The sequence below is a fragment of the Pseudoalteromonas sp. NH0006-46 genome, from assembly GCF_057547735.1.
In genome coordinates, this window is sequence record NZ_BAAJML010000001.1 from 138856 (window position 1) to 164113 (window position 25258).

General features: G+C 35.4%; 21 protein-coding genes. 20 read left to right on the forward strand and 1 reads right to left on the reverse strand.

The window, feature by feature from the left end; translation table 11 throughout:
• The first annotated feature begins 272 nt into the window (after window positions 1-272).
• The 20 genes from AC27I2_RS00550 (at window position 273) to wecA (ending at window position 23479) form a co-directional block, all read left to right on the forward strand.
• Window positions 273-1091: a mechanosensitive ion channel family protein gene (locus tag AC27I2_RS00550; protein WP_058404645.1), complete on the forward strand. Its 819-nt coding sequence runs from the start codon at window positions 273-275 to the stop codon at window positions 1089-1091.
• Window positions 1092-1118: 27 nt separating this feature from the next.
• Window positions 1119-1901 carry a DUF481 domain-containing protein gene (locus AC27I2_RS00555; RefSeq protein WP_487203214.1) on the forward strand — a complete coding sequence of 261 codons (783 nt, stop codon included), beginning with the start codon at window positions 1119-1121 and terminating at the stop codon, window positions 1899-1901.
• Window positions 1902-2023: 122 nt separating this feature from the next.
• A complete protein-coding gene (locus tag AC27I2_RS00560; RefSeq protein ID WP_487203215.1) occupies window positions 2024-4693 on the forward strand; it encodes an SLBB domain-containing protein in 2670 nt (889 codons plus the stop codon).
• Window positions 4694-4772: 79 nt separating this feature from the next.
• Window positions 4773-5741: a Wzz/FepE/Etk N-terminal domain-containing protein gene (locus tag AC27I2_RS00565; protein WP_487203216.1), complete on the forward strand. Its 969-nt coding sequence runs from the start codon at window positions 4773-4775 to the stop codon at window positions 5739-5741.
• A gap of 48 nt (window positions 5742-5789) precedes the next feature.
• Complete coding sequence (locus tag AC27I2_RS00570) at window positions 5790-6260, forward strand: GDP-mannose mannosyl hydrolase (RefSeq protein ID WP_487203217.1); 471 nt, start codon at window positions 5790-5792, stop codon at window positions 6258-6260.
• A gap of 45 nt (window positions 6261-6305) precedes the next feature.
• Entirely contained in the window at window positions 6306-7718 is a 1413-nt protein-coding gene (locus AC27I2_RS00575; protein ID WP_487203218.1) for a mannose-1-phosphate guanylyltransferase/mannose-6-phosphate isomerase, read from the forward strand.
• Complete coding sequence (locus tag AC27I2_RS00580; RefSeq protein WP_487203219.1) at window positions 7719-9176, forward strand: phosphomannomutase; 1458 nt, start codon at window positions 7719-7721, stop codon at window positions 9174-9176. It abuts the gene before it with no gap.
• 50 nt (window positions 9177-9226) lie between these two features.
• Window positions 9227-10357: a GDP-mannose 4,6-dehydratase gene (gene gmd / locus AC27I2_RS00585; RefSeq protein ID WP_487203220.1), complete on the forward strand. Its 1131-nt coding sequence runs from the start codon at window positions 9227-9229 to the stop codon at window positions 10355-10357.
• Between the two features lie 2 nt (window positions 10358-10359).
• Window positions 10360-11331, forward strand: coding sequence for a GDP-L-fucose synthase (gene fcl / locus AC27I2_RS00590; protein WP_487203221.1), 972 nt, complete (start codon window positions 10360-10362; stop codon window positions 11329-11331).
• A gap of 9 nt (window positions 11332-11340) precedes the next feature.
• Complete coding sequence (locus AC27I2_RS00595) at window positions 11341-12660, forward strand: flippase (RefSeq protein WP_487203222.1); 1320 nt, start codon at window positions 11341-11343, stop codon at window positions 12658-12660.
• 15 nt (window positions 12661-12675) lie between these two features.
• On the forward strand, window positions 12676-13989 hold the full coding sequence (locus AC27I2_RS00600; protein ID WP_487203223.1) for a hypothetical protein: 1314 nt from the start codon (window positions 12676-12678) through the stop codon (window positions 13987-13989).
• A gap of 7 nt (window positions 13990-13996) precedes the next feature.
• Window positions 13997-14893 (forward strand): ParB N-terminal domain-containing protein, encoded by an 897-nt coding sequence (locus AC27I2_RS00605; RefSeq protein WP_487203224.1) that lies wholly within the window; start codon window positions 13997-13999, stop codon window positions 14891-14893.
• Entirely contained in the window at window positions 14880-16151 is a 1272-nt protein-coding gene (locus tag AC27I2_RS00610; RefSeq protein WP_138528561.1) for a glycosyltransferase family 4 protein, read from the forward strand. The genes AC27I2_RS00605 and AC27I2_RS00610 overlap by 14 nt, the downstream gene beginning before the upstream one ends.
• Window positions 16135-17064 (forward strand): glycosyltransferase family 2 protein, encoded by a 930-nt coding sequence (locus AC27I2_RS00615; protein WP_138528559.1) that lies wholly within the window; start codon window positions 16135-16137, stop codon window positions 17062-17064. The genes AC27I2_RS00610 and AC27I2_RS00615 overlap by 17 nt, the downstream gene beginning before the upstream one ends.
• Window positions 17061-18026: an acyltransferase family protein gene (locus AC27I2_RS00620; protein WP_138528557.1), complete on the forward strand. Its 966-nt coding sequence runs from the start codon at window positions 17061-17063 to the stop codon at window positions 18024-18026. The genes AC27I2_RS00615 and AC27I2_RS00620 overlap by 4 nt, the downstream gene beginning before the upstream one ends.
• Window positions 18019-19053 (forward strand): glycosyltransferase, encoded by a 1035-nt coding sequence (locus AC27I2_RS00625; protein WP_138528555.1) that lies wholly within the window; start codon window positions 18019-18021, stop codon window positions 19051-19053. The genes AC27I2_RS00620 and AC27I2_RS00625 overlap by 8 nt, the downstream gene beginning before the upstream one ends.
• On the forward strand, window positions 19037-20251 hold the full coding sequence (locus AC27I2_RS00630; RefSeq protein ID WP_138528553.1) for an O-antigen ligase family protein: 1215 nt from the start codon (window positions 19037-19039) through the stop codon (window positions 20249-20251). Before AC27I2_RS00625 ends, AC27I2_RS00630 begins: the two co-directional genes overlap by 17 nt.
• Window positions 20251-21483 (forward strand): glycosyltransferase, encoded by a 1233-nt coding sequence (locus AC27I2_RS00635; protein ID WP_487203225.1) that lies wholly within the window; start codon window positions 20251-20253, stop codon window positions 21481-21483. Before AC27I2_RS00630 ends, AC27I2_RS00635 begins: the two co-directional genes overlap by 1 nt.
• A gap of 89 nt (window positions 21484-21572) precedes the next feature.
• Window positions 21573-22325, forward strand: a complete 753-nt coding sequence (locus tag AC27I2_RS00640) for a glycosyltransferase family 2 protein (protein WP_487203226.1) — start codon at window positions 21573-21575, stop codon at window positions 22323-22325.
• Between the two features lie 83 nt (window positions 22326-22408).
• Window positions 22409-23479: a UDP-N-acetylglucosamine--undecaprenyl-phosphate N-acetylglucosaminephosphotransferase gene (gene wecA / locus AC27I2_RS00645; protein ID WP_138528548.1), complete on the forward strand. Its 1071-nt coding sequence runs from the start codon at window positions 22409-22411 to the stop codon at window positions 23477-23479.
• Between the two features lie 245 nt (window positions 23480-23724).
• Here the strand turns inward: wecA and AC27I2_RS00650 are convergent, their stop codons facing one another.
• On the reverse strand, window positions 23725-25110 hold the full coding sequence (locus AC27I2_RS00650; RefSeq protein ID WP_487203227.1) for an MBL fold metallo-hydrolase RNA specificity domain-containing protein: 1386 nt from the start codon (window positions 25108-25110) through the stop codon (window positions 23725-23727).
• Window positions 25111-25258: the final 148 nt, after the last annotated feature.

Genomic DNA, 25258 nt, shown 5'->3' on the forward strand with positions numbered 1-25258 from the left:
CTACACACCTTGTTTGGTGTGGCGCGCATAATACATAAAATAATAAACCTTGTGAAGCCTTAAATTAAAAAAAATTAAATTTAAAAATAAAATCTAAAAATTCACTCTCGTACAGCGAAAGTTCAGGAATGCTTGTTCAAGCTGTTCGCGATTAAAAACTATAAACAATACGCCATATATATAGTATGAATTCATTAATAAATGAGAACGAATTGTAAATTAATGTATAATGCTAACCGGAAAAACATTAATCAAAAACATTTGGAGTAAACATGGATTCAGTACTTAATTGGCTTAATGATAACTCAGGCTTAATTTTACACTATAGTATTCAAGCAGTTGTTGCGCTTATTATCTTTTTAATAGGTAGTAGGGTTTCTAAGTTTTGTTCTAACTTAACAGAAAAAGGGTTTGCAAAAAAACAGGTAGACAAAGCGGTTGGCTCTTTCGTAGCAAGCATTGTGTATACTCTTGTATTTGCATTAACAGTACTGATGGCGCTTTCGCAAATTGGTATTGAAACAACTTCATTTATTGCAATTTTAGGTGCGGCTGGTTTAGCTGTTGGTTTAGCGCTGCAAGGTTCATTGTCTAACTTTGCATCTGGCGTGCTTATTATTTTACTTCGCCCGTTTAAATCGGGTGATTTTGTTGAAGCTGGCGGTAAAATGGGTACGGTTAAGAAAATCGAGATTTTTTCAACTGAACTTCGCACACCAGATAATAAAGTAATCATTGTTCCTAACTCTCAAATTATGTCGGGCGCTATTACTAACTTCTCAAGAGAATCAACTCGCCGTATCGATTTAGTTATTGGTGTTGGTTACGATGCTGATTTACGCCAAGCAAAAGAAGTATTAAAATCAGTACTTGATGCAGAGACTCGTTTACTAACAGACCCTGCTTATACAGTAGCTGTTAATGAGCTAGGCGACTCAAGTGTTAACTTTGTAGTGCGTCCTTGGGTTAATGCTGCTGACTACTGGCCTACATATTTTTCATTAATGGAAAATATTAAAATTGCATTAGACGACGCAAATATTTCAATTCCATTTCCGCAAATGGATGTTCATTTACACAAGCAAGACTAATTTTTAGTATTAAATAGGTTATTTTTAATGAAATTAAAGCTTTTATCAGTGTTAGTTGCAGCATCTGCTGCGACTAACGCTTTCGCTGAAGATGCAGAGCAAAAAACGTGGGAAGTTACCAGTGAGGTTGGTGCTATTGTTACTAGTGGTAACACTGAAACAACAACGCTTAAAGGTGGTATTAAAGTACAACACAATCTTGAAAGCTGGAACAACGAGTACAAGCTTGACGGTATCTACAAAGAAGATGAAGTTGATGATGCTAACGGTAACAAAGTTACTCAACGCACAAACGAAAAGTACTCAATTTCAGCCCAAGGTAACTATAAATTAAATGAAGAGCATTCTCATTTATTCATTTATGGTTCACACGTTTCAGACTACTTTGGTGCATACCGAAGCGAATCTGTAATTTCAGCGGGTTATGGCTTACGTTTATTAAATGAAAAAACAATGTGGTTAAGCGCAGAGATTGGTCCGGGTTACAAATACTTTGAGTACCCAGATGACAGCACTGAAGTAGATGGAAACGGTAATCCACTTGCCGGTGAGTTTGAAGGTGAAGTGATTGCCCTTGGTAAATTAGACTACAACTGGCAAATCTCAGACAATGCGCGTTTTACTCAGCTAGTTGCCGTTGAATACGGTGACACAAATACTAAAACACGTTCAGAAACTGCATTGCTTGCTAAAATTAATGGCTCTCTACAAATGAAAGTGGCTTTTAACGTAACCAACAACTCAGACGTTGCTGATGACAAAGAAAGTACAGACACAGAGACATCATTTACACTAGTTTACAGTTTTTAACCAAAACCACTAAATTAGTGACACTAAAATGACAAAAGGGGCGAAAGTCCCTTTTTTATTTGCCTAAGATTAATGTATTATAGCCACCAATTTTGGTTGTAGACCTAGGGATATACCTACTCGTGAAAGTTTTTACACAATTATTAAGTGCTTTTGTTCTTTTATTCAGCATTAACGCAATGGCTTTTACGCCGACAGCGTCGCAGTTAGAGCAATTTAAAAAACTACCTAAATCACAGCAAGAGGCATTAGCCAAGCAGTATGGCGTAGACCTTTCTACAATCACAGGGTCAAACCAGTCAAGTAATCAAACACAAACCGAGCAGCCAACGATTGGTGAACGTTCGGAGCCACAACAAGAAGAGCTTAGCGATGACGAGCGCTTCAATCCCAAAAAAGATGAATTAAAACCATTCGGGTATTCACTGTTTGCCGGCGAACCAACCACGTTTATGCCAAACGAAAGTGCAGCTGTTCCTGATACTTATTTAGTGGGCCCTGGGGATCAGTTAAACATTAACTTTTATGGTAAAGAAAGTGAGAGCTTTGAAGTAACAGTCGACCGTGAAGGCCGAATTAGCATTCCCGATTTAACACCAGTTCAAGTTGCAGGTTTAACGTTTGCAGAAGTTAAAGCGCTTATTAATGCAAAAGTAGAGCAAGAAGTTATAGGCGTAAAAGCATTTGTATCGCTCGGGCAGTTACGCAGCATGCGTATTTTAGTATTAGGTGAGGCTTACAAACCAGGTAGCTACAGTGTTTCGTCTTTAACCACCGTATCGCATGCATTATTTGTCAGTGGTGGGGTGTCTGACATTGCTTCTCTTCGTAATATTCAGGTTAAACGCGCTGGTAAAGTGGTGAGTAACTTCGATTTATATGATTTACTGATTAAAGGTGACAGCAGTAAAGATATAGTATTAAAACCAGGAGACGTTGTATTTGTACCATCTGTTGGTGCGCAAGTAACCGTTGATGGGTTAGTAAAACGCCCTGCTATTTTTGAGCTTAAACAAGGTGAATCGGCTAAACAACTTTTGAATATGGCCGGTGGATTAAAGCCAGAGGCTTATACTAAAAACGTGGTTGTTGAGCGTTTTAATAATCAGCGTAAAGAAATACTCTCTGTTGATTTTAGCAAAAGTAACATTAACTATATTCCAAAAGATGGCGACCGAATTCGTTTTAATTCGGTAAGTTCACAATACGAAAACTCAATCAGCCTAATTGGTGCTGTTGCCCGCCCAGGCAGCTATCAGTGGTATCAAGGTAAACGCATTTCAGATGTACTTAAGTCTGTGCGCGGCGATTTACTCCCACAGGCAGATTTAAGCTACGGTTTATTAATTCGTGAAACAAACATTAATGGTGACATAGAAGCCCACCAATTTGACGTAGCGCAAGCGATTATTAAAAACGCAGACAATAACCTAGCGCTTAAAGCGAATGACAAAATCATCGTATTTAGCCGCTTTGAAGAAAAAGAAATAGAAAAAACAGCGCTTGAAAACATGGCGCTAAGCCAAGAGCAACAAGAGCAGCAACTTAAAGCTGAGCAATGGCATAAGTTTAAGCAAAAAGAGTTTGAAAAATACATTGGTATAAATCAAGAAGTAAAAACCATTACTGAAAGTGGGCAGGCGCTTACAATTGCTGATATTTCAAAACGTAAAGCTAATGAACAAGCGCAAGAGTTAAAAGCTGAAGACTATGCCTTTTTTAGTCGACATAACTTACTCCTTCCTATTATCGAAAAGTTAAAACAGCAAGCATCAATAGCGCAAGCTATGCAGCTAGTTGAAATTAACGGTAACGTCACTTATCCAGGTATTTACCCGCTGACCGTAAGCGGCGAAGTAGCCGACCTAGTAACGGCAGCAGGTGGCTTATTAGAATCGGCTTATACTAAACAAGCTGAAATTACGCGCATTGTTTTAGGTGATGCCTCTCAGGTAGAACATGTACGATTTGATCTTGAAAGTGCTCTAAAAGGTGAATCACAAAACAATATTAGCCTTCGTAGTAAAGACAGCATTAACATTTTCTCAATTCCTAACTGGCAAGAAAATGTAAAAGTAGAGCTAAAAGGCGAACTGAAATTTCCGGGTACATACACCATTCGCCGTGGTGAAACGCTCACTGATTTACTTAAACGTGCGGGCGGTTTTTCTGAGTTTGCAGAACAAAATGCAGCAATATTTACCCGTGTTTCTATAAAAGAGCAAGAGCAACAACAACTAGCTCGCTTATCAACCGAGTTACGCCGTGATATTGCTTCTAAAAGCTTCCAAAACTCAGTTAGTGGTAACACTCTTTCATACGATGAGATGGATAAACTACTAACCGATTTAGCTAGTGTTGAAGCGGTAGGGCGTTTAGTTATTGATTTACCCTTAATAGTAAATAACCAACAAAACTTAGTACTTCAAAATGGCGACACATTATATGTACCAAGTAAACGTGACTCTATAAGCATTATTGGTGAGGTTAACTACTCTACATCGCACCTTTATAAAGCAGGTGTAAGTGTAGATGATTACATTGACCTAAGCGGCGGCCTTAAAGAACGAGCAGCAGAAGACCGCATTTACATTATTAAAGCCAACGGCTCTGTTGAAATTCCAAATACAGGAGGCTGGTTCGCGGCTAATAATGCAAACCAGTTAGAGCCAGGCGATACAATAGTTGTACCAATGGATGCAGGACATATGGATAAGCTAACACTGTGGAGCACTGCAACGCAGATTATGTATCAACTAGGTGTGGCGGTAGCTGCAATTAGCGGTATTTAGCGCTAGTTCTGCAAAGCGCTTTTAAGAACAACTTTATTTTTCAATTATTTTTATGTGATATAAAATAGTTGCAATTTTTATGGATAAGCACTTGAGTACAACAATGCAAAATAATGAGTTTTCAAAAAACAATCTTCAACATGATGAGATTAATATTCAAGAGCTTATCAGTATCGTTTGGCAAGGCAAATTGGTTATTTTTATAGTGACTACCCTTTTTGCCGTTTGCTCTGTGTTTTATGCTATACACCAGCCAAATATTTATAAATCTGAAGCTCTTCTTGCGCCCGCGGAAGAAAATAAAGCAGGCGGATTAAGTGCTCTAGCCGGTCAATTTGGTGGCTTAGCAAGTCTAGCAGGGGTCAATATAAACAACTCTTCAGGTAACAATAGTCAATTGGCAGTTGAAATACTCAAGTCACGTAAGTTTATCAGTGAGTTCATCAAAAGGCATGCACTAATGCCAGATTTATTAGCTGTAGAAACGTGGGATTTAGCTTCTAATACTATTACCTATAACCCTAAATTATATAACAGTCAAAGTAAAGAATGGGTGCGTGAGGTCACGTATCCCAAGAGACCAATTCCCTCGATGCAAGAGGCTTATAAGCAAATAATGCAGTTAATTAATATTGATATGGATGTTGAGACAGGTATGACAAGGTTGTCTGTAGAACATCAATCCCCTTTTGTTGCACAGCAGTGGGTAAATTGGTTAGTACACGATATAAATGAAGAGATGAAAGAAAGAGATGTTTCTGAAGCTAATAAAAGCACTGAGTTTTTATCTGCGCAGCTCAAAAAAACAAGAGTTGCTGATATCAGAGCGGTTTTGTACAAGTTAATAGAAGAACAAAGTAAGACAATTATGTTTGCAAACGTTCGTGATGAATATGTTTTTAAAACAATAGATCCGGCTTTAGTCCCTGAAGAAAAATTTAAGCCTCAACGAGCAATAATTTGCATTGTTGGAGTTTTATTAGGCGTTCTTCTAAGCATCATTTTTGTTATTAGTAAAAACTTCATAAAACAAAGTAGAAAGCAATAGTGTTTTTAAAAACTATCTCTGTACAAAAATTTATATTGAAAGGCCCTTATGCTACCTACTAGTACATTTAAAACGGTCGTAAAATCGACTCCGTTAATATCTATAGATTTAATAGTTCGGGATAAGAAGAACAATATTTTATTAGGAAAGCGTAAAAACCGCCCAGCTAAAGAGCAGTGGTTTGTACCTGGTGGAAGAATAATGAAAGATGAAACGTTTGAAACTGCGTTTCAGCGTTTAATAACAGAGGAATTAAACCTTCTCTGTGTAGATTCTAGTTTTAAAGGTGTATATCAGCATTTTTATAACGATAACTTTTCGGTAGAGCATTTTTCTACACATTATGTAGTACTTGCATACGAAATCTTTTCTCATAGTGGCCTATTAAAGCTACCCACAGACCAACATTCTAAATACAAGTGTTTTTCTGAAACTGAACTACTTCTAGATGCGCAAGTCCATGAACACACTAAATGGTACTTTCAGGATGAAAAGTGTGCAGATAGAAAGATAAAGTAGTAAAAACTCACTTTTAAATTATAAATAAAAATTGGATGAAATTTTATGATTACCCCTATTATTATGGCAGGAGGCACTGGCTCTAGGCTATGGCCACTATCAAGAGAGTTATATCCTAAGCAGTTTTTAACTGTGGCAACAGAAGTTTCAATGTTACAACAAACTGTAATGCGCTTGAATAATATTGAGCACACCAAGCCATTACTAATTTGTAACGAGGAGCATAGATTTATTGCCGCAGAACAGATGCGTGTTGCTAATTTGGAGCATGCTGGAATAATTTTAGAGCCGGTTGGACGCAATACAGCACCAGCGATTGCTTTAGCTGCACTACAAGCATTAAACAGCGCTCCTGATGGTGAAGACCCTGTTTTATTAATACTGGCTGCGGATCATGTTATTGAAGACATAACAGCATTCGAAAAAGCGGTAGAAAAAGCGCTGCCAATTGCAATAGATAATAAATTAATTACTTTTGGAATTGTGCCCACCGCACCGGAAACAGGTTATGGCTATATTAAATTGGGAGAGCAGTTTGACTCAGCCTTTAATGTACATCAATTTGTTGAAAAGCCAAATTTAGAAACTGCTGAAAAATATATAAATAGCGGTAATTACTTGTGGAATAGCGGCATGTTTATGTTCAAGGCAAGTCGATATATTGAAGAGCTAGCCAAATATGCCCCTGAAATATTAAGTGCTTGTGAGCGTTCCATAGCGACCCAATCTGAAGACTTAGAGTTTATTCGTGTGAATAATGAAAGTTTCGAATGCTGCCCTGATAATTCAATTGACTACGCTGTAATGGAAAAAAGTAAAGATGTTATTGTTGTGCCAATGGATGCTGGATGGAGTGATGTTGGTTCTTTTTCAGCATTATGGGACATTTCAGATAAAGATGCTAATAAGAACGCGCTTAAAGGTGATGTAATTGCTATAGAATCTACTAATAACTATATCAATGCAGAAAATAAATTAGTGGCTACTGTAGGTGTTGATAACTTAGTTGTCATTGAAACTAAAGACGCCATATTGGTGGCGAATAAAGATAAAGTTCAAGATGTAAAAAAAGTCGTTAACGAACTAAAAAGACGGGGTCGTACTGAACATAAGATACACCGTGAGGTTTATCGTCCATGGGGTAAGTATGATTCAATTGACCATGGTAAAAGAGATCAAGTTAAACGTATCACGGTCAATCCTGGTGAAAAGTTATCGATACAAAAACATCACCATAGATCAGAGCATTGGATTGTAGTTTCTGGTACGGCAAGTGTTTTAAACGGAGATAAAACTATCTTGGTAAGTGAGAATGAATCAACATATATACCTTTAGGAACAATACATGCGTTAGAAAACCCAGGGAAAATTCCGCTTGAAATGATCGAAGTACAGACAGGGAGTTATTTAGGGGAAGATGACATTGTTAGGTTTGAAGACCGCTACGGGCGAGTTTAAATGGTTACACAAAAAAATAGTATAAACAGTACCCACGATAGTAAAGAAACCATTGAACAAAGCGGTATAAAATTTGGCACGAGTGGAGCTCGAGGGCTGGTTACTCAGTTTACGCCAAATGTATGTGGTGCCTTTAGTATTGCTTTCATCAAATGTATGCAGCAGCACTATAAATTTACAACGATAGCGATAGCAATTGATAATCGCCCTAGTAGTTACGCTATGGCTCAAGCTTGTAGCTCTGCTTGTGAACAATTAAATATTAAAGTTGTATATTATGGTGTTTTACCTACACCTGCGCTTGCTTACAAGGCAATGAATGATGGTAATCCAGCTATAATGGTAACAGGCAGTCATATACCTTTTGATAGAAACGGTCTTAAGTTCTACCGTCCCGATGGTGAGATCCGTAAATCTGATGAGAAATTCATTACAAAACAGAGTATTGAGTTTAATAGTGTTAAGCCATCCTCTAGCTTGAAAATTGATAGCACTGCCGCAACTAAATATATTGAAAGATATACAGCTGTGTTATCAAGCACTTCCTTAAAGAATAAGCATATTGGCATTTATGAACACTCTAGTGCAGGCCGAGATTTATATTATAAGCTTTTCGAGGCTTTGGGCGCTAGAGTTACTCGCTTAGAGCGCAGTGATGAGTTTGTTCCAATAGACACTGAGGCCGTATCGCATGAAGATACAATTAAAGCTTTAGAATGGGCGCGTCACCACCATTTTGATATGATCTTTTCAACAGATGGTGACGGAGATCGTCCCTTAGTATCAGATGAAAATGGGGCATGGGTACGTGGTGATGTTTTAGGTTTATTATGTGCAATGACACTAAAAATAGATGCATTAGCAGTACCTGTAAGTTGTAATACTGCTATTGAAAAGTGTGGTCTTTTTAAGCATGTATATAGAACCAAGATCGGCTCCCCCTATGTCATAGAGCAGTTTTCGCATTTATCTAAACATTATAAAGTAGTCGCAGGCTTTGAAGCTAATGGCGGTTTTTTGCTTGGTGCTGATGTTGTACTCAATAACACAACACTTAAATCATTGCCTACCAGAGATGCAGTTTTACCTGCGCTTATGCTTTTATTAGCCGCAGAAAATGAATCAATCTCAAACGTGATAGAGAGACTTCCAGCGCGTTTCACCTTTAGTGAAAGACTCCAAAATTTTTCGAAAGAAAAAAGTGAAAAAATAATAAAGCTCGGTAATGAAGATCCAAGTATGTTACTAAAATTATTAGGCTTTAAAAACATAGAGGTGCAATGCCTTGATGATACTGATGGTGTCAGAATAACTCTTGTAAATGGAGAGGTAATACATTTACGCCCATCAGGTAATGCCCCTGAGCTTCGTTGTTATGCAGAAGCAGATACTTTATCAAAAGCTAATCAGCTTGTTACGAATATATTAACCGAAATAAAAAGCCTAGAGCTTAATTAAATATAGATTTTGTTTCGACTGAAAACGAAGTCTAAGTAAAGGAATTGAAAATGACACAAAAAAAAGTTGCACTGATCACCGGTATTACAGGCCAAGATGGCTCTTATTTAGCTGAACTTTTACTAGAAAAGGGCTACGAAGTTCATGGCATCAAACGTCGTGCATCATCATTAAATACAGAGCGCGTTGATCACATTTATCAAGATAGTCACGAAAAATCTCAAAGCTTTTTTTTACATTATGGAGACTTAACAGATTCATCAAATCTTACTCGTATTATAAAAAATGTGCAGCCAGATGAAGTATATAACTTAGGTGCTCAAAGCCACGTAGCGGTTTCGTTTGAGTGTCCAGAGTATACAGCTGATGTTGATGCTATGGGAACACTTCGTTTATTGGAAGCTATACGCTTTTTGGGTCTTGAAAAGAAAACAAAATTTTATCAAGCATCTACCTCAGAGTTGTATGGAGAAGTTCAAGAAATACCACAAAAAGAAACAACTCCGTTTCATCCTCGCTCTCCATACGCAGTAGCTAAAATGTATGCTTATTGGATCGTCGTGAATTACCGTGAATCTTATGGTATGTACGCATGTAATGGAATTTTATTTAACCACGAATCTCCTCGTCGCGGAGAAACATTTGTTACGCGTAAAATTACACGTGCAATTGCTAATATCTCTCAAGGTTTAGAAAGCTGCTTATATTTAGGCAATATGGATGCTTTACGAGATTGGGGGCACGCAAAAGATTACGTTCGTATGCAATGGATGATGTTGCAACAAGATACAGCGGAAGACTTTGTTATTGCGACTGGAAAGCAGATAAGTGTGCGTGAGTTCGTGAAGCTATCAGCTAAAGAAGCTGGAATAGAGCTTGAGTTTTCAGGTCAAGGCATAGATGAGATAGCTACTGTAAAATCAATCACAGGTGACAATGCCCCCGCAATATGTGTTGGTGATGTAATTGTTAAAGTAGATCCTCGTTATTTCCGCCCTGCAGAGGTAGAAACGCTACTTGGTGATCCATCAAAAGCAGAAGCAAAGTTAGGCTGGACTCCTGAGATCACAGTTGAGCAAATGTGTGCAGAAATGGTAGAAAATGACTTAGAGAAAGCAAAACAACATGCAATTTTAAAAAAGTATGGCTTCGATTTAGCCGTATCTATTGAGAATGCTTAACTATGACTGCTTTAACTAAAAATATATTTGTAGCTGGGCATAACGGGATGGTTGGTTCAGCAATAGTTCGTCAATTGCAAAATCAGTCAAATGCCCAGGTTATTACAAAAACTCGTAATGAGCTGGACCTAACTAATCAACAAGCAGTTTTGGATTTTTTTAGAACAGAGAAAATAGATCAGGTCTATTTAGCAGCAGCAAAAGTGGGTGGAATAGTTGCAAATAACTCTTACCCGGCAGAGTTTATCTATGAAAATTTGATGATCGAATGCAACATAATACATAGCGCTCACCAGGCTAATATTCAGCAATTACTTTTTTTGGGTTCTTCATGTATTTACCCTAAGCTTGCAGAGCAACCAATGTCTGAAACAGCCCTCTTAACAGGTACGCTAGAGGAAACTAATGAGCCTTATGCTATAGCTAAAATTGCAGGTATAAAACTATGTGAAAGCTATAATAGGCAATATGGAAGAGATTACCGGAGTGTGATGCCAACAAACCTCTATGGTCCACATGATAACTTTCATCCAGAAAACAGCCACGTGATCCCCGCATTACTTCGCCGTTTTCATGAAGCAAAGCTTAATAACGACGAAGAAGTTGTGGCGTGGGGGAGCGGCAAACCAATGCGCGAATTTTTATATGTTGACGACATGGCAGCGGCTTCAATTCACGTAATGAATCTAGATAAAAATATCTATGATGAAAATACCCATCCTATGCTTAGCCATATTAACGTTGGTACTGGGGTTGATTGTACTATACGTGAACTAGTAGAAACGGTTGCTAAAGTGGTTGGTTTCGAAGGGACTATTCGTTTTGATACCTCCAAGCCAGATGGCGCGCCTCGTAAACTAATGAATGTTGACAGGCTTAAGTCATTAGGTTGGAAATATTCTGTTCCTTTAGAAGCTGGTTTAGCCAAGTCTTATCAATGGTTTATTGATAACGCTAACGAATATCGAGGCTAAGCTTTCTAAATGGAAAGAGTAAAAAAAATTATCGCTCTTAAAAACTCACCTGGAGCAGTGAAGTATTTAAAAAATACCTCACTGCTTTTAGGTGAAAAAGTTTTTAGAATGGTAACGGGGTTATTTGTTAGCATATGGGTAGCCCGGTACTTAGGACCAGAGCAGTTTGGCTTGCTCAGTTATGCACAGAGTTTTGTTGCATTATTTGCTGTAGTAACGACACTTGGACTTGACGGAATAATCGTCAGGGAATTGGTCAAAAATGATAGTCAAAAGCAAAGAGAACAACTGCTTGGAACCGCATTTTTACTTAGACTAATTACTAGTATTGTAGTACTTGTCGTATTAACAGTTGTAGTGTTTTTACAGTCGAATGACTATGAAACCAACCTACTTGTAGTAGTCATTGGTTCGACAGTTTTATTTCAAAGTTTTAATGTCATCGATTTTTATTTTCAAAGTAAGGTATTAAGTAAATATGTAGTTTACAGTAATCTAATTAGCCTTATATTGTCATCTTTAATCAAGATTATTTTAATTTTAAGTAACGCTTCATTAATTGCTTTTGCTTATGTAATTTTATTTGATAGTTTCATTCTAATGCTGGGGCTTATTTTTTACTATCTACAAAACAAACTCAAAATATCCTCTTGGACATTCAATTTAAAACTAGCGAAAACCTTAATTAAGGATAGCTGGCCATTAATAATTAGTTCGATTGTAGTAACTATCTACATGAAAATAGATATAATTATGCTTAAAGAGTTATTAGGAGAGCAACAAGTAGGTTTATACTCTGCATCTAGTAGAATTAGTGAGTTATGGTACTTTATTCCGGTTATTGTTACATCATCATTTTTTCCAGCGATTCTAAATGCAAAAAATACGAGTATTGAACTCTATAATAATAGAGTTAAAAACCTATACCGACTTTTAATATGGGCAGCAATCCTTCTGTCTATCTTTGTAAATATAGTAGCCCACGATCTAATTGCATTTCTTTATGGTACAGGTTACGAGGGGTCTTCACAGATATTAATCGTACAAATTTGGAGTAGTATTTTTATTGCTCTGATGATGGTTAGCAACAAATGGTTATTAGCTGAAAATAAAACGAAATTCATTTTTGTTCGAGGAACAGTCGGGGCTGTTATTAACGTAATACTTAACTACATTTATATACCTATTTATGGGGTTCAAGCTGCAGCATATACTTCATTGATAACGTTAATATTCTCATCATTAGTAGTCGATTTGTTTACTCCTACAACAAGAAAGCATTTACTTATAAAGTTAGCTGCTTTTGTACCTTTGTATAGAAAAATTTAGAAGTGATTTTTTAGAATGAAAGCGAATTTGAAAGATTTTGAATATAAAAATTTAACATATAGTTACAATAATAACTTGAATAAATTCGAAAGTAATTATGAAAGGGATTTACAGTTATTTATTATATGGTCAAAAGCAAGAACTAAAGAAGAAGAAATACTTCAAGATTTAGACCAAAATTTTAACATTATAGCCTGTATTGATAATACTTGGTCGGAAAAACATTTAGATGATAATTTTCATCGAATTTATGATGTTGCTCCTACCGGCGGTAAAGCTGGGAAGCGTGAGGAAGTTGGAGACGGTGCTTTTGTTGTGGTTGTTATTGAAGATCTAGAACCTAAATATGAATATAGATCGGATGCTTCAGGTCGCTTTAAGATAGTAAATGCTAATGTTGTAGATAAAAAAAGATTATTTAGAAAGTGGGTAGGGGGAAGTTATATGGTTCATTCTACCGATAATTTAATGGAGTTTTTTAACAACGCAGTTTTACTTTTTGGTAAAGATACCGCCTTACAATTATTAGGTCAGCCCGTACGCAATAATAAATGCTTAAAGGCTAATAACGATTTAGTAGGTGCAAGTGGTTGGAATAGTTGTGAAGAACTATTCGAAGTGCTTAATTTAACTACTGAATATGTTGTTTTACGTGGAGCAGATAAGCTACAAGATACAGTTAAAACACTAAGCGGTGATGTTGATATACTATGCTCAAATATAGGCGAATTCACGGCTGCCGCAAATGCAGTAAATATTTGGAATTCAAAAAACTTTTATCATGTAAATGTTGATGGTAAAAATGTTCTTTTTGATATTAGGTATGTTGGAGATGGTTATTTCGATGAGAAATGGCAAAAGGACATATTAGATAAGAAAGTTATGAATCATGAAGGTATTTATACACCAAGGGTAGATGATTATTTTTTCTCACATTTATATCATGCTTATGTGCATAAGCCCTATTTTTATAAGAAATATATGGAGCGATTAACAGGCTTATCGGAAAAAATTGGTATTAAAAACTTTAAGACTGAGTTTAACAATAACCCTACTTATATCTTAGATATGCTTAGAGGGTATTTAGCTGCTCATAATTACGATGCTTCTATACCGAATGATGAAAAAGTTTATCTGAACATTAAGTTTTTATCTCTATTAAAAAAAATTAACTATGTGAGGTTATATCTCAGAGTCTTTAAAGTTAAAGTAAAAGGTTTCCCAGAGAAAGTACTTTCGTTTATCAAACGATTGCTTAAGAAGAATGATACATTATTTAATGTGTTGTTTAATATAAGAGCTAAGTTTAATAAATTAACTAAGAGATAGGTGAATAGTGTTAAAAAGTATCAAGGCCCTACTAGTTAATATATTAAATTATTTTGGTTATACAATAACTAAATCTATATATAGCCAGCCTGTTGATTTAAGAATGATTAATAATAACCCTAAAGCATTAGGGTATTATACCCGAACCGATAAACAGGTATTAATTGAGGTGGATTTTATCAACGGACGAGGCTTGGAAAAATATTCCTTAGCTAGTAATTCAAAACATCCCTTTATAGTCGCGACTAAAGCTGCAATTAGCTCTGATGATTATCAGAATGCACTAAAAACGACGCTTACCGGTTATTATGACTTGGTGCAACCCTTAACCGCTTCATCGTGGTTGGGCTTTGATGAAGGCGAAGTTGAAGCATTAGATAACCAACCTCCTTGGTTAACTTTACTTCCCTGGGAAAACACATCTTTAGAACAGAAAAACCAGGGCAGAGCCTCTTGCGCAAGTCAAGATAGTGAAGAGCACGGATCAAAGTTAAATATAAATAAAGGTTGGCGAGATTTTGGGCCTGTATCAGAAGAGGTTCTAGATCTTGAAGTTAAAAGGCTACATTCGCTGATTTTATCAATAGAGGAAAACGGTATACTTAGAGATGATTCAGAGGGAGGGGATATTGGTGCGGTTGTACTAATGAACGAAAACTCTGATTATCGCTGGTTGGTTGAATGGGGCGGCCAACACCGCGCAGCAGTAATCTCGGCTATGGGATATAAAAATACTACCATTCGTGTTTGGCAAGTTATTGAAAGGAAAGATGTTGAACTGTGGCCTAATGTTGTATCAGGAGTTTACTCTAAAGAGTCGGCTTTAAAAATATTCGATCGGATATTTTCAGGAATATCTACTTCAAAAGTAACACAAAGCTGGGAAGATCATGAAACAAACTAGCCCTGTAAAAGTACTACATGTCAGTACGCTTGATACTCAGGGCGGTGCAGCTAGGGCTACATACAGGCTTCATAGTGCTTTAAAAGCTAATAATGTAGATAGTAAATTATTAGTCCAAAATAAGAGTTCTGATGACCCATATGTTATTACAGAAACTGGAATTACAAAAAAAATAATAAATAGATTACGGCCAACATTAGATAGCATACCTGTAAAATTTTATAAAAATAGGGGAGAAAGTTTATTTAGCCCTGCTTACTTACCATTTAGTAATATCGCAAAAAAAATTAATGGAATAAATCCCGATATAGTGCATTTACACTGGGTTTGCCATGGCATGATTAAAATTGAAGACCTTAATAAAATAAAGGCACCTATAGTGTGGACGTTGCACGATAATTGGGCTTTTACAGGAGGGTGCCATATCATGTGGGAGTGTAAAAAATATCAAGATGCTTGTGGGTGTTGTCCAAGGTTAGGCAGTGATAGCGAAAAGGATCTAAGCCGAAGAGTATTCAACAGAAAGAGTAGAGCGTTCCCTAAGGTTAAACATTTAACGGTTGTGGGTGTAAGCAGTTGGTTAGCTGAATGTGCAAAAAGAAGCCCTCTTTTTAAAAACCGAAACATAGTAAACTTACCTAATCCGTTAAACACGAATAAATTTAAACCTTTCGATAAAAATAAAGCGCGAGAGCTTTGGAATTTACCTAAAGATAAAAAGTTAATACTATTTGGAGCAAATAGCGCTACAGCGGATTTAAATAAAGGTTTTAAAGAGTTATGTAGTGCGTTAAGAAAGCTTAAAAGTGATGATATAGAGCTTGTAATATTTGGAAGTAGTGAGCCTGAGCAATCTCAAAATCTCGGCTTTGCGGCTAATTATTTAGGACACGTTTTTGATGATGTGAGTTTACTTACAATATACAGCGCAGCGGATGTAATGATAGTGCCTAGTTTACAAGAAGCATTTGGGCAGACTGCTAGTGAGTCAATGGCGTGTGGCACTCCCGTAGTTGCTTTTGGACATACAGGCTTATTAGATATTATTGATCATAAAGAAAACGGCTACCTTGCAACACCTATAGATTCAGATGACTTAGCGAAAGGTATTGATTGGGTGCTTAATGTTGAAGCCGATATATACGAAAAGCTATGTCTAAGTGCAAGAAACAAAGTTATAAATGAATTTGACAATGAAGTCGTAGCTAAAAAGTATATAAAGCTTTATGAAAAGGTTATAAATGAAACACACCAATAAAGATAATAAGCAGTATTCAACTGTACAAAATATTACAGATAGAATTAATAAAGAACGATTTTTTGATTCTAGTAAACTATCTGATAGTTATACACTTTTAGATTACGATGAAAAAAAATCCTCCCATGGGGGCATAAGGCTTCAAGGTCAGTTTAAATCTAATGATAAACAACCATTAATCACAATTATTACAGCAGTATATAATGGGGATAAATATTTAGAAGAAATGATTTTGAGTGTTTTAAACCAGAAGTATAATAATGTAGAGCTAATTATTATTGATGGTGGTAGTACTGATGGAACATTGAGAATATTAGAGAAATATAACGCTCAAATTGATTATTGGCTTAGTGAACCCGATAAAGGGATTAGTGATGCTTTTAATAAAGCCATATTATTAGCAAGCGGCGATTACATAAACTTTCAAGGCGATGGCGATGGGTTTTATGACATCGATGTATTGGAAAGGCTTTTTGCTGAAAAAAAACATAGATCAGATTTGATAAGTGGTTTAATTGAACGTATAGATGAAAATGGTAAAAGGCTATATGTTTCAAAGTATACAAAAAAATTTAACAAACGTTCATTGTTAACTCGAATGTCTTTACCCCATCAGGGGTTGTTTACAAGTATGGATTTTTTTAGAACATTTGGTTTATTTGATATAACAAACAAATACTGTATGGATTATGAGCACCTATTGCGTGCATACCATGATTTTCCAGAAGTTGAGACTAATAACTTAATAATAGCTAAGTGGCGTGCTGACGGTCTAGGTAATAATCAAGAATTAAAGATATTTAAAGAATACCATAAAATAAAAGTTGATAATAATGTAACAAACACTATGCATTTACATGCCTTAAATATTTGGACTTTAACAAAGTATTATATTAAAAAGATTTTCCTATGAAGGATAAGTTAAACTGGGTATTTTCGCTTAAGTTTGTAGGGATAATTGCTGTTGTATTAGGCCATTTTTCTAGTCCCTTTAGCGAGTTTATATATTCATGGCATATGCCTTTGTTTTTTATGCTTTCTGGTTTTTTCATAACTGTCACTGCTCCATTAAATTATTTAGTGAAAAAAGACTTTAATCGGCTGATGGTGCCATATTTTATATTTTCTTTTATTGCTCTAATAATCACAGCTTTAAAGTTGTTTTTACTTGGCAGACCCCAGCTGAATTATGTGAACGAGGTTCTCTCTATAATATTTTGGATGGACTATGAACATTTAAAAAACACCTATGGGTTTGCCTTATGGTTCTTACCTGCGCTGTTTTTAGGTCGTATATTTTATTACCTAGTTGAGAAGGTTTCTAAAAATAAAGTCTTGCAGTTAATTATATATGCTAGCTTGTTTTTATTAAGCTTTAAACTGAACCTTCCATTGGGTATTACAAATGGATTGAATTGCGTTATTTGGATTTTTATAGGTAAAGTTATATTTAACAATTTAGCAGATGATTGGCTTTGTAAAATTAAGAGTTCAGTTGCTTTAATATTATCCTTTGGGGTTATATTTAGCATATATTACTTGAATAAAGTGCCTATTTTGGATATGTCATTACTTAAATATAGTGATGTTATCTTAAATCTTATATGGGCCGTATCTATATTGATTTTTTTAGTTATTTTTTTTAAGAGCTTTTTTAGAGATTTTCAAGATAAGAGCGTTATAAAAATGTGGGCTGCAGGTACTATGCTTTTATTTATAACCCATCCTTACACAAATAATATCGCGTATTTGGTAGCTCAAAAAGTAGGCTTTGATTTTTGGTTTGTTAAATTATTTATTACACTTAGTATTCTTCACCTTTTACTGCTTATAAAAGAGCGAAACAAGAATTGGTTTATATTTAAATATGTATGATTACGTAATTGTTACTCATCTACCCGCTTTTTATAAAGTTAATTTATATAATGAAATTGGCAAAGACTCTAAAATTTTTGTGATATTTATTGCTGGAGAAACAAATGAAAAGCGATTTTCAAATTTTTCTAAAATTAATAAAGTTAATTTTGATTACACAGTAATAAATAGTGGCAGCTTTCAAAAACGCTGTAAGTTTAAGAGCTTAATTGATGTTGTTAAACTATTGTTTTCTATAAATTATAATAAAATAATAGTTAGTGGTTGGGATTTGCCCGAGTTTTGGATAACAGTACTATTAAGCAAGTATAATAAAAACTGCTTGGCGTTAGAGTCAACTGTTTTAGAAAGTAATACTAATGGTATTAGAGGGGTGGTTAAAAAGCTTTTCTTATCACGAGTAAGTACTGTTTTCGCATCAGGAGCTTTACATGTTCAATTATTAAACAAGCTCGCTTGCTCCTCTTCTATTAAGGTTACACGAGGTGTGGGGGTGATTAATAAATCTACTCCTAATATCAATCATAAAAGCTATAATAGCCAATTTATATTTATAGGAAGATTGGTCGAGGTAAAAAACTTAGAGCTATTAATAAGTGTGTTTAACCAATTGCCCAATAGCTCACTTACAATTGTAGGTGAAGGTGAACTTGAGAGCACCTTAAGGGAAAAATCTAACGATAATATCAATTTTTTACATTCAATTGATAATAACAAATTAAATTGTTTATTTAATAAATATGACTTTTTAATACTACCTAGTTTAGCTGAGCCATGGGGCCTAGTTGTAGAAGAGGCTCTATACTTTGGCTTGCCTGTTATAGTTTCAAAACAGTGCGGCTCGTCAGAGTTAATAGAAAATAACGTGAATGGATATATATTTGATGCACATAATGGTGAACAATTAAAGGATATAATTAATAGTGTAAATGTGAAAAGCTATTTTGAATTACAAAATAATATAGATGAAAACTTCATCAACAATAAAGATCTTTTACAAGTTAAAGCTTATGAAGTTAAACAGTAATGTCGACGTAGACTATAAAAAAAGAGACTTTTTTATAGTTCTTTTTAGTGTACTTTTATCTAAATCTTTATTTTACGAGAATTTTGGCAATAACTTACTGTTAGGTGCTTTTTTAGGGTATTTGATACTAATAATTAAACCATTAAAGCTAACTTTAAAGAAAAACATTGTTATTTATATGCTTTTTTTTATAACTTTAATAACTATTAATCAAGAAACAAAACTAAGTTCAGTGATTGTACTTCTAATTAGATTTAGTATTGCCTTATATATTGTCCATTTAATGAGCTTTAAGATTTTTGCCGATGTTTATATAAAAATAATGTACTGGGTCTGCTTGATTTCATTGCTGTATATTTTTGTTATCTTTTTTGATATTCACTCTATTTTACCAAATTTTATTGGTACAGATGAACGGCCACTTCGAAATTTTTTATTTTTTGGTGTTTCTGAGAATTTTATTAAATACGGTATTTATCGTAATAGCGGCCTTTGGTGGGAGCCTGGTGCGTATCAAATATTTGTAAATTTAGCGTTTGTTTTTGCTTTAGTTAGACGCAATATTACCTTAAAGCTTTATATAGTGCTTGGTGTAACAATAATTAGTACTGTATCAACTACCGGCATACTCGTATTTATGATGCTTAGCTTGATTTATTGGAAAGGTGCTATTAGAGAAAGCAAAAATAAGATATTTTATATTTCGATTTTTAGTGTTTTTTCTGTTGTTGTAATTGTTGTTGGTTTACCATTTATACTTTTAAAGTTTGGAGGGGGCGATGTAGCTCAAAAGAGTGTTTCTTTCTTATCTAGGTACTATGACTTTATTATTAGCTATAATATGTTTTTAGAAAACCCAATTATAGGCTATGGGTTCGGTAGCCAGATAGAAAATGCCATACCTTATGGCATGAAATTAATGGGACGCATCGAATATGAGTTAATTAAGCCTACAGGGTCAGATGGCTTAACTATGCTAATTGCACAATGCGGAGTTATTACTATAGCGTTAATTAAACCTCTAATATATCCTAAATATACATCTGGTTTAAGCTTTTCTGAACGTATAATAATCTGCATTAGTTTTATAATAATGTTTAACACACAAAATTTTGTATATTTTTTAATTTTTTCCTTGTTATGTTTTTATGGAATGATAAGCATGCAAGTGAAAGAAACACATCTAAAAGTTAAATAATGAAAATCACATTTATAGGTTTCACTAACATTCGTGGCGGAGCAGCCAAAGCTGCAGTTCGTTTTCAAAAGTTATTAGAAAATAGCGGTCATAAAGCTTTATTTTACTCAATAGAAAACAATGAGAAGAAACTTCCATTTTTTAGTAAAATAACACATCGTTTTTTTTGGGTGTTATCTCACCTTTTACAGTACAATTTAAAAAGTAAACACTCACTAAATATATTTGGTAGTCGCTATATAAAAAATAAGGTAATAAATGCTGAGCTTTTACACGTTCATTGGATAAATAACGAAACATTAAGCATTCGTGATTTTAAATATTTATCTGGGAAAAGTGTAATTACACTGCATGACGAGTGGTTTTATTCTGCAACAGAACATTATAACAACACTGATGCTTGTTATAAGCAAGTTGTAGAAGGGTACAACAAACAAAGCATTCTCCAAGGTAGGGAGTGTTTATCTCGGTTTATTTGGAAGCACAAGAAAAAGCATTACCAGGGGCTAAATAACGTTATTTTTACGGTACCTTCATCTTGGTTAAAAGGGCGCGCTCAGCAAAGTGCCTTATTACGTGATAGAGATATACGAGTATTACCTAATCCAATCGACATTAATGTTTTTAAACATGATACATCTAACTTTAATATTGACGAGCTAAAGCACGATGACTTTGTTATTACGTTTGGTGCTGTAGACGGGTCAGCAAATTTAGTAAAGGGTTTTGATTTATTACTGTCTGCTTTAGAGCTTTTTGCTGCTTCAGTTGATCTTAAGCGCAAAATTAAGATAGTTACTTTTGGAGGTAAAGATCAGCATAAAAGCAGTGTGTTTGGTATTCAATCAATAGAACTTGGGCATATTTACTCTGAGGCTGCTTTAGCCAGTATTTACTCTTTGTCTTCTATTGTGATTGTTCCTTCTAGACTTGAGTCGTTTGGACAGGTAGCGGCAGAAAGCCTTAGCTGCGAGACCCCCGTTTTGGCTTTTAATTGTACTGGCCTTACTGATGTAATTATACATAAAAAAAATGGTTATTTGGCTAACCCTTTTGAAATTGAATCTTTAGCAGAGGGAATAAATTGGTTCTATCAACTTACTAATGCACAACTTGCGGGGCTTGGTAAAGCAGGAAGGGCTCATGTTACCGACAGATTTAGCAATGAGGTAATAAGTAAACAATTAGTTGCAATATATAAAGAGCTTAGTAGTGAAAACAATATAGCTTAAACTAATTACCCACATAACTAATTAAATAAAGAATGCAACATAACATTAAGGTGTATTTTTTAACAAATACGCCTTAAGCTTGAGGATTTATGAAAGTAAGCATAATAACAGCCACATATAATAGTGAGGCTACAATACTAGATACAATACGCTCATTGGAGTCGCAAACATATAAGAATATAGAGTATATTATCGTTGATGGTTTATCTTCAGACAGCACAATTGAGCTTATTAAAAGCAATAAAGCATTGGAGCCTAAGATTATCCAAGAGGCAGACAGTGGTATCTACGATGCTTTAAATAAGGGGATTGATAACGCAACAGGAGATATTATAGGTTTTTTACACTCAGATGATTTATTTGCGTACCCCAATGCAGTAAAAGATATTGTAGATCAATTTCAAAAATCTGACTATGCAGCTGTTTATGCAGACCTAGAGTATGTCTCAAAAAATGACCTTACTTCAATAGTACGTTATTGGAAGTCTGGTCCATTCAAGAAAGCTAAATTAAAGTTTGGTTGGATGCCCCCACACCCTACTTTCTATATGAAGAGAAGCTTATATCAACAGTTAGGGAAATTTGACTTAAATTTTAAAATATCTGCAGATTACGATTCTATATTAAGGTATCTGTGGGTAAGCAACATTAAAGTGGGCTACCTCGATAAAGTGGTAATAAAAATGCGTGTTGGTGGAGCTAGTAACAACAGCCTTAAAAGTATATTACAAAAAAGCAAAGAAGATAGAATTGCGCTTAAAAAGAGCAAAATTTTTTGGCCAATTGCATTACTTTTTAAAAATTTAACTAAAATCCCCCAATTTTTAAAAAAGACAAAATGAGTAAGCTGAGTTAAGTTCGTTTATTTTAGGCAATTCTTCTAAAGGAAACTCAGCACGTAAATTATTTTTCAAGGTAACTTTTCATGATTATTGACCTTCTTCTCACATTTATTATCGCTTTCGCAATGCTTTTTCTTATGCGTAAAGTAGCACGTAATATAGGCCTTGTTGACAAACCCTCAGGGCGAAAAGCGCACACAGGAAATATACCTTTAGTGGGTGGCGTAGCAATATGTATAACAATTGTGCATTACATATACAATCATCCGGGTATGATAAATCACGATAACTTATTCATGCTTTGTATTATTGCATTAACTTCAATTGGCGTACTTGACGATAAGTATGACTTAAGCGTTAAGTTTAGAATTGCAGTACAAACGGGCATATCACTAGTTATGATTTATTTTGCTAATGCGCAAATGCAAACATTAGGTAATATGTTTGGTATGGGAGAGGTTATTCTACACTGGGCTGCGCCTATTGTTACTATTTTTGCAGTCATAGGGTGTATTAATGCATTTAATATGGTTGATGGAATCGACGGGCTATTAGGCGGTTTGTCTATTGTTACGTTTGGGAGCCTTGCGATTTTATTATCGTTATCAGGCGAAACAAGACTAAGCTATTTATGTATACTTTTGGTTGTAACCATGATCCCTTACATCATAATTAACCTAGGCTTTTTTGGTCGAGCTCGAAAAGTGTTTATGGGTGATGCGGGCAGCATGATGATTGGGTTTACTGTTATTTGGCTGTTGATTGGTGCCAGTCAAAACCCTGGTAGCCCAATGATCCGCCCTGTAACCGCTTTATGGCTAATTGCGGTGCCATTAATGGATATGGTGGCTATAATGGTGCGACGAATTAAACAAAAAAAATCTCCATTTAAGCCAGACAGAGAACATTTACACCATATTTGTCAACGAATAGGCTGCTCATCAATGCAAACACTAGCGCTTATTTGTTTTATTGCCTCTGTATTCGCAGGCATTGGTATGTTAGGTGAGGTATTTAATATTCCTGAGTACTTCATGTTTTATAGCTTTATTATTGTGTTTAGCGTTTATTTATACGCATTGGCCAATTATTGTAAGGTTATTAACTTTATTAGGCGCAAGCTAGATATGCCAGAGTTAGTTATAGAGCGATAAAGGCACATTTTGATGCTTAATTTAAAATTAAGCATCTATTTTAAATTTTATAAATTCATTTACCTTACAATATATTGATGGCATAACCTCTAAGTTCCCGTTTTAATTTATAAGGGTTTAAGCCCTTATTTCACGCGACCATCTCTTATATCTCTACGAATAATACTTTTGTATAGCTTAGTTTTTACTTTTACGCTTTAGAGTAAGCAGGCCGGCATATCTGCTATAAACTTAATTCACGAATGTTATTCCCCAATTTCAACAACCACTTCACTTCCCAACACCTCTTTATACTTACTGGCTAATGCGGCTTTTGCATCATCGTCGCCATGCACAATTTTTATATGGCTTGGCTTTTTACGCATGCCTGTTACAAACTTAATTAATCCGTTTTGATCGGCATGCGCACTGTAGCCGCTAATGGTGTGTACTTCGGCATTAATGGTAACGCGAGTATTATTTATAAATACATAACCATTACGTGGCCCGTATTGTTGAATGTCGCGGCCTAACGTGCCTCGCCCTTGGTAGCCCACAAATAAAACATCGGTCGTTTTATCACTCAAAAATCGTTCTAGGTAATTAACTATTCGCCCACCGGTACACATACCGCTAGCGGCTAAAATAATGGCAGGCGTTTGGCGTGTACTTAAGTAATTAATAATGGCTATATGCTCTTTGTGCGTATCAACCGTGGTTAGGTTTTTAAAATCAAGAGGGTGCCGGCCTTTGGCTACTTTTTGCTTTGCTTCGTTATCCCATAAATACTTAAACTTTTTATATTGGTCAGTAAAGTTTGCCGCCATGGGGGAGTCGAGTATTACGTGAATACCTCGCCATTTTGAATGCTTACCAGAGCTATGTATAAGTTGTTCTAATTCGTAAAGTAGCTCTTGGGTTCGGCCAATACTAAACGCAGGCACTAATACTACTCCATTATCGGCAACCGCACGCTCTATTACTTTTTTAAGTGTTTGGGTACGCTGTTTACGGCCTTGATGATTTTTATCACCATAGGTGGATTCAATCACTAAAGTGTCGGCCTTATAAGGTGCTTTGGGCGAGGGAAGTAAGGGCGTGTAGGGGGCACCTAAGTCACCGGAAAATACAACGCGATGAGTACCATTTGGTTTAGTACCTTGCTTATGATTTTTAATATCAATTTCAACATAGGCCGAGCCTAAAATGTGCCCAGCTCGCTGAAATCGGGCTTTCGCTTTTTGCTGTCCATTGCATGGCAAGTCAAACCATGTTTTAAAATCTACAGGTACAATACGGCGCTTTAGTAGGTTTAAGCAGGCACTTATAATTTTAGGGTCGCGTGTAACGCCTACTTTTAGTGCATCTTCTATTACTAGCGGCAATAAACTTGCTGAAGCTTGCGAGGTAAATATAGGCCCTTTAAAACCCGCGGCAAATAAATAGGGAATTCGGCCCACATGATCAATATGGCAATGCGTAACAATAAGCGCAGTAACGTGGCTAATATCAAACTCTATTGATAAGTCTTCTTTTGAGTCCTCCCCTTGAAACAACCCGCAATCAATAAGTACGCTTGATTGATCATCAATTAAAAGCTCATGGCATGAGCCTGTAACACCATTAACCGCGCTATGGTGAAGTATATCCATATACATTTACTCGAAAAAATTTGTTAATTACCTAAAGTAGATAACATTTTTGTAATTTGCAAAATATAAAATAAATGCATAGCTTGAATAAAAAGTGAACAGTGTAAATATGAGGGTTAAAAATTTCAACTTTGGTTAAGTAATTGTT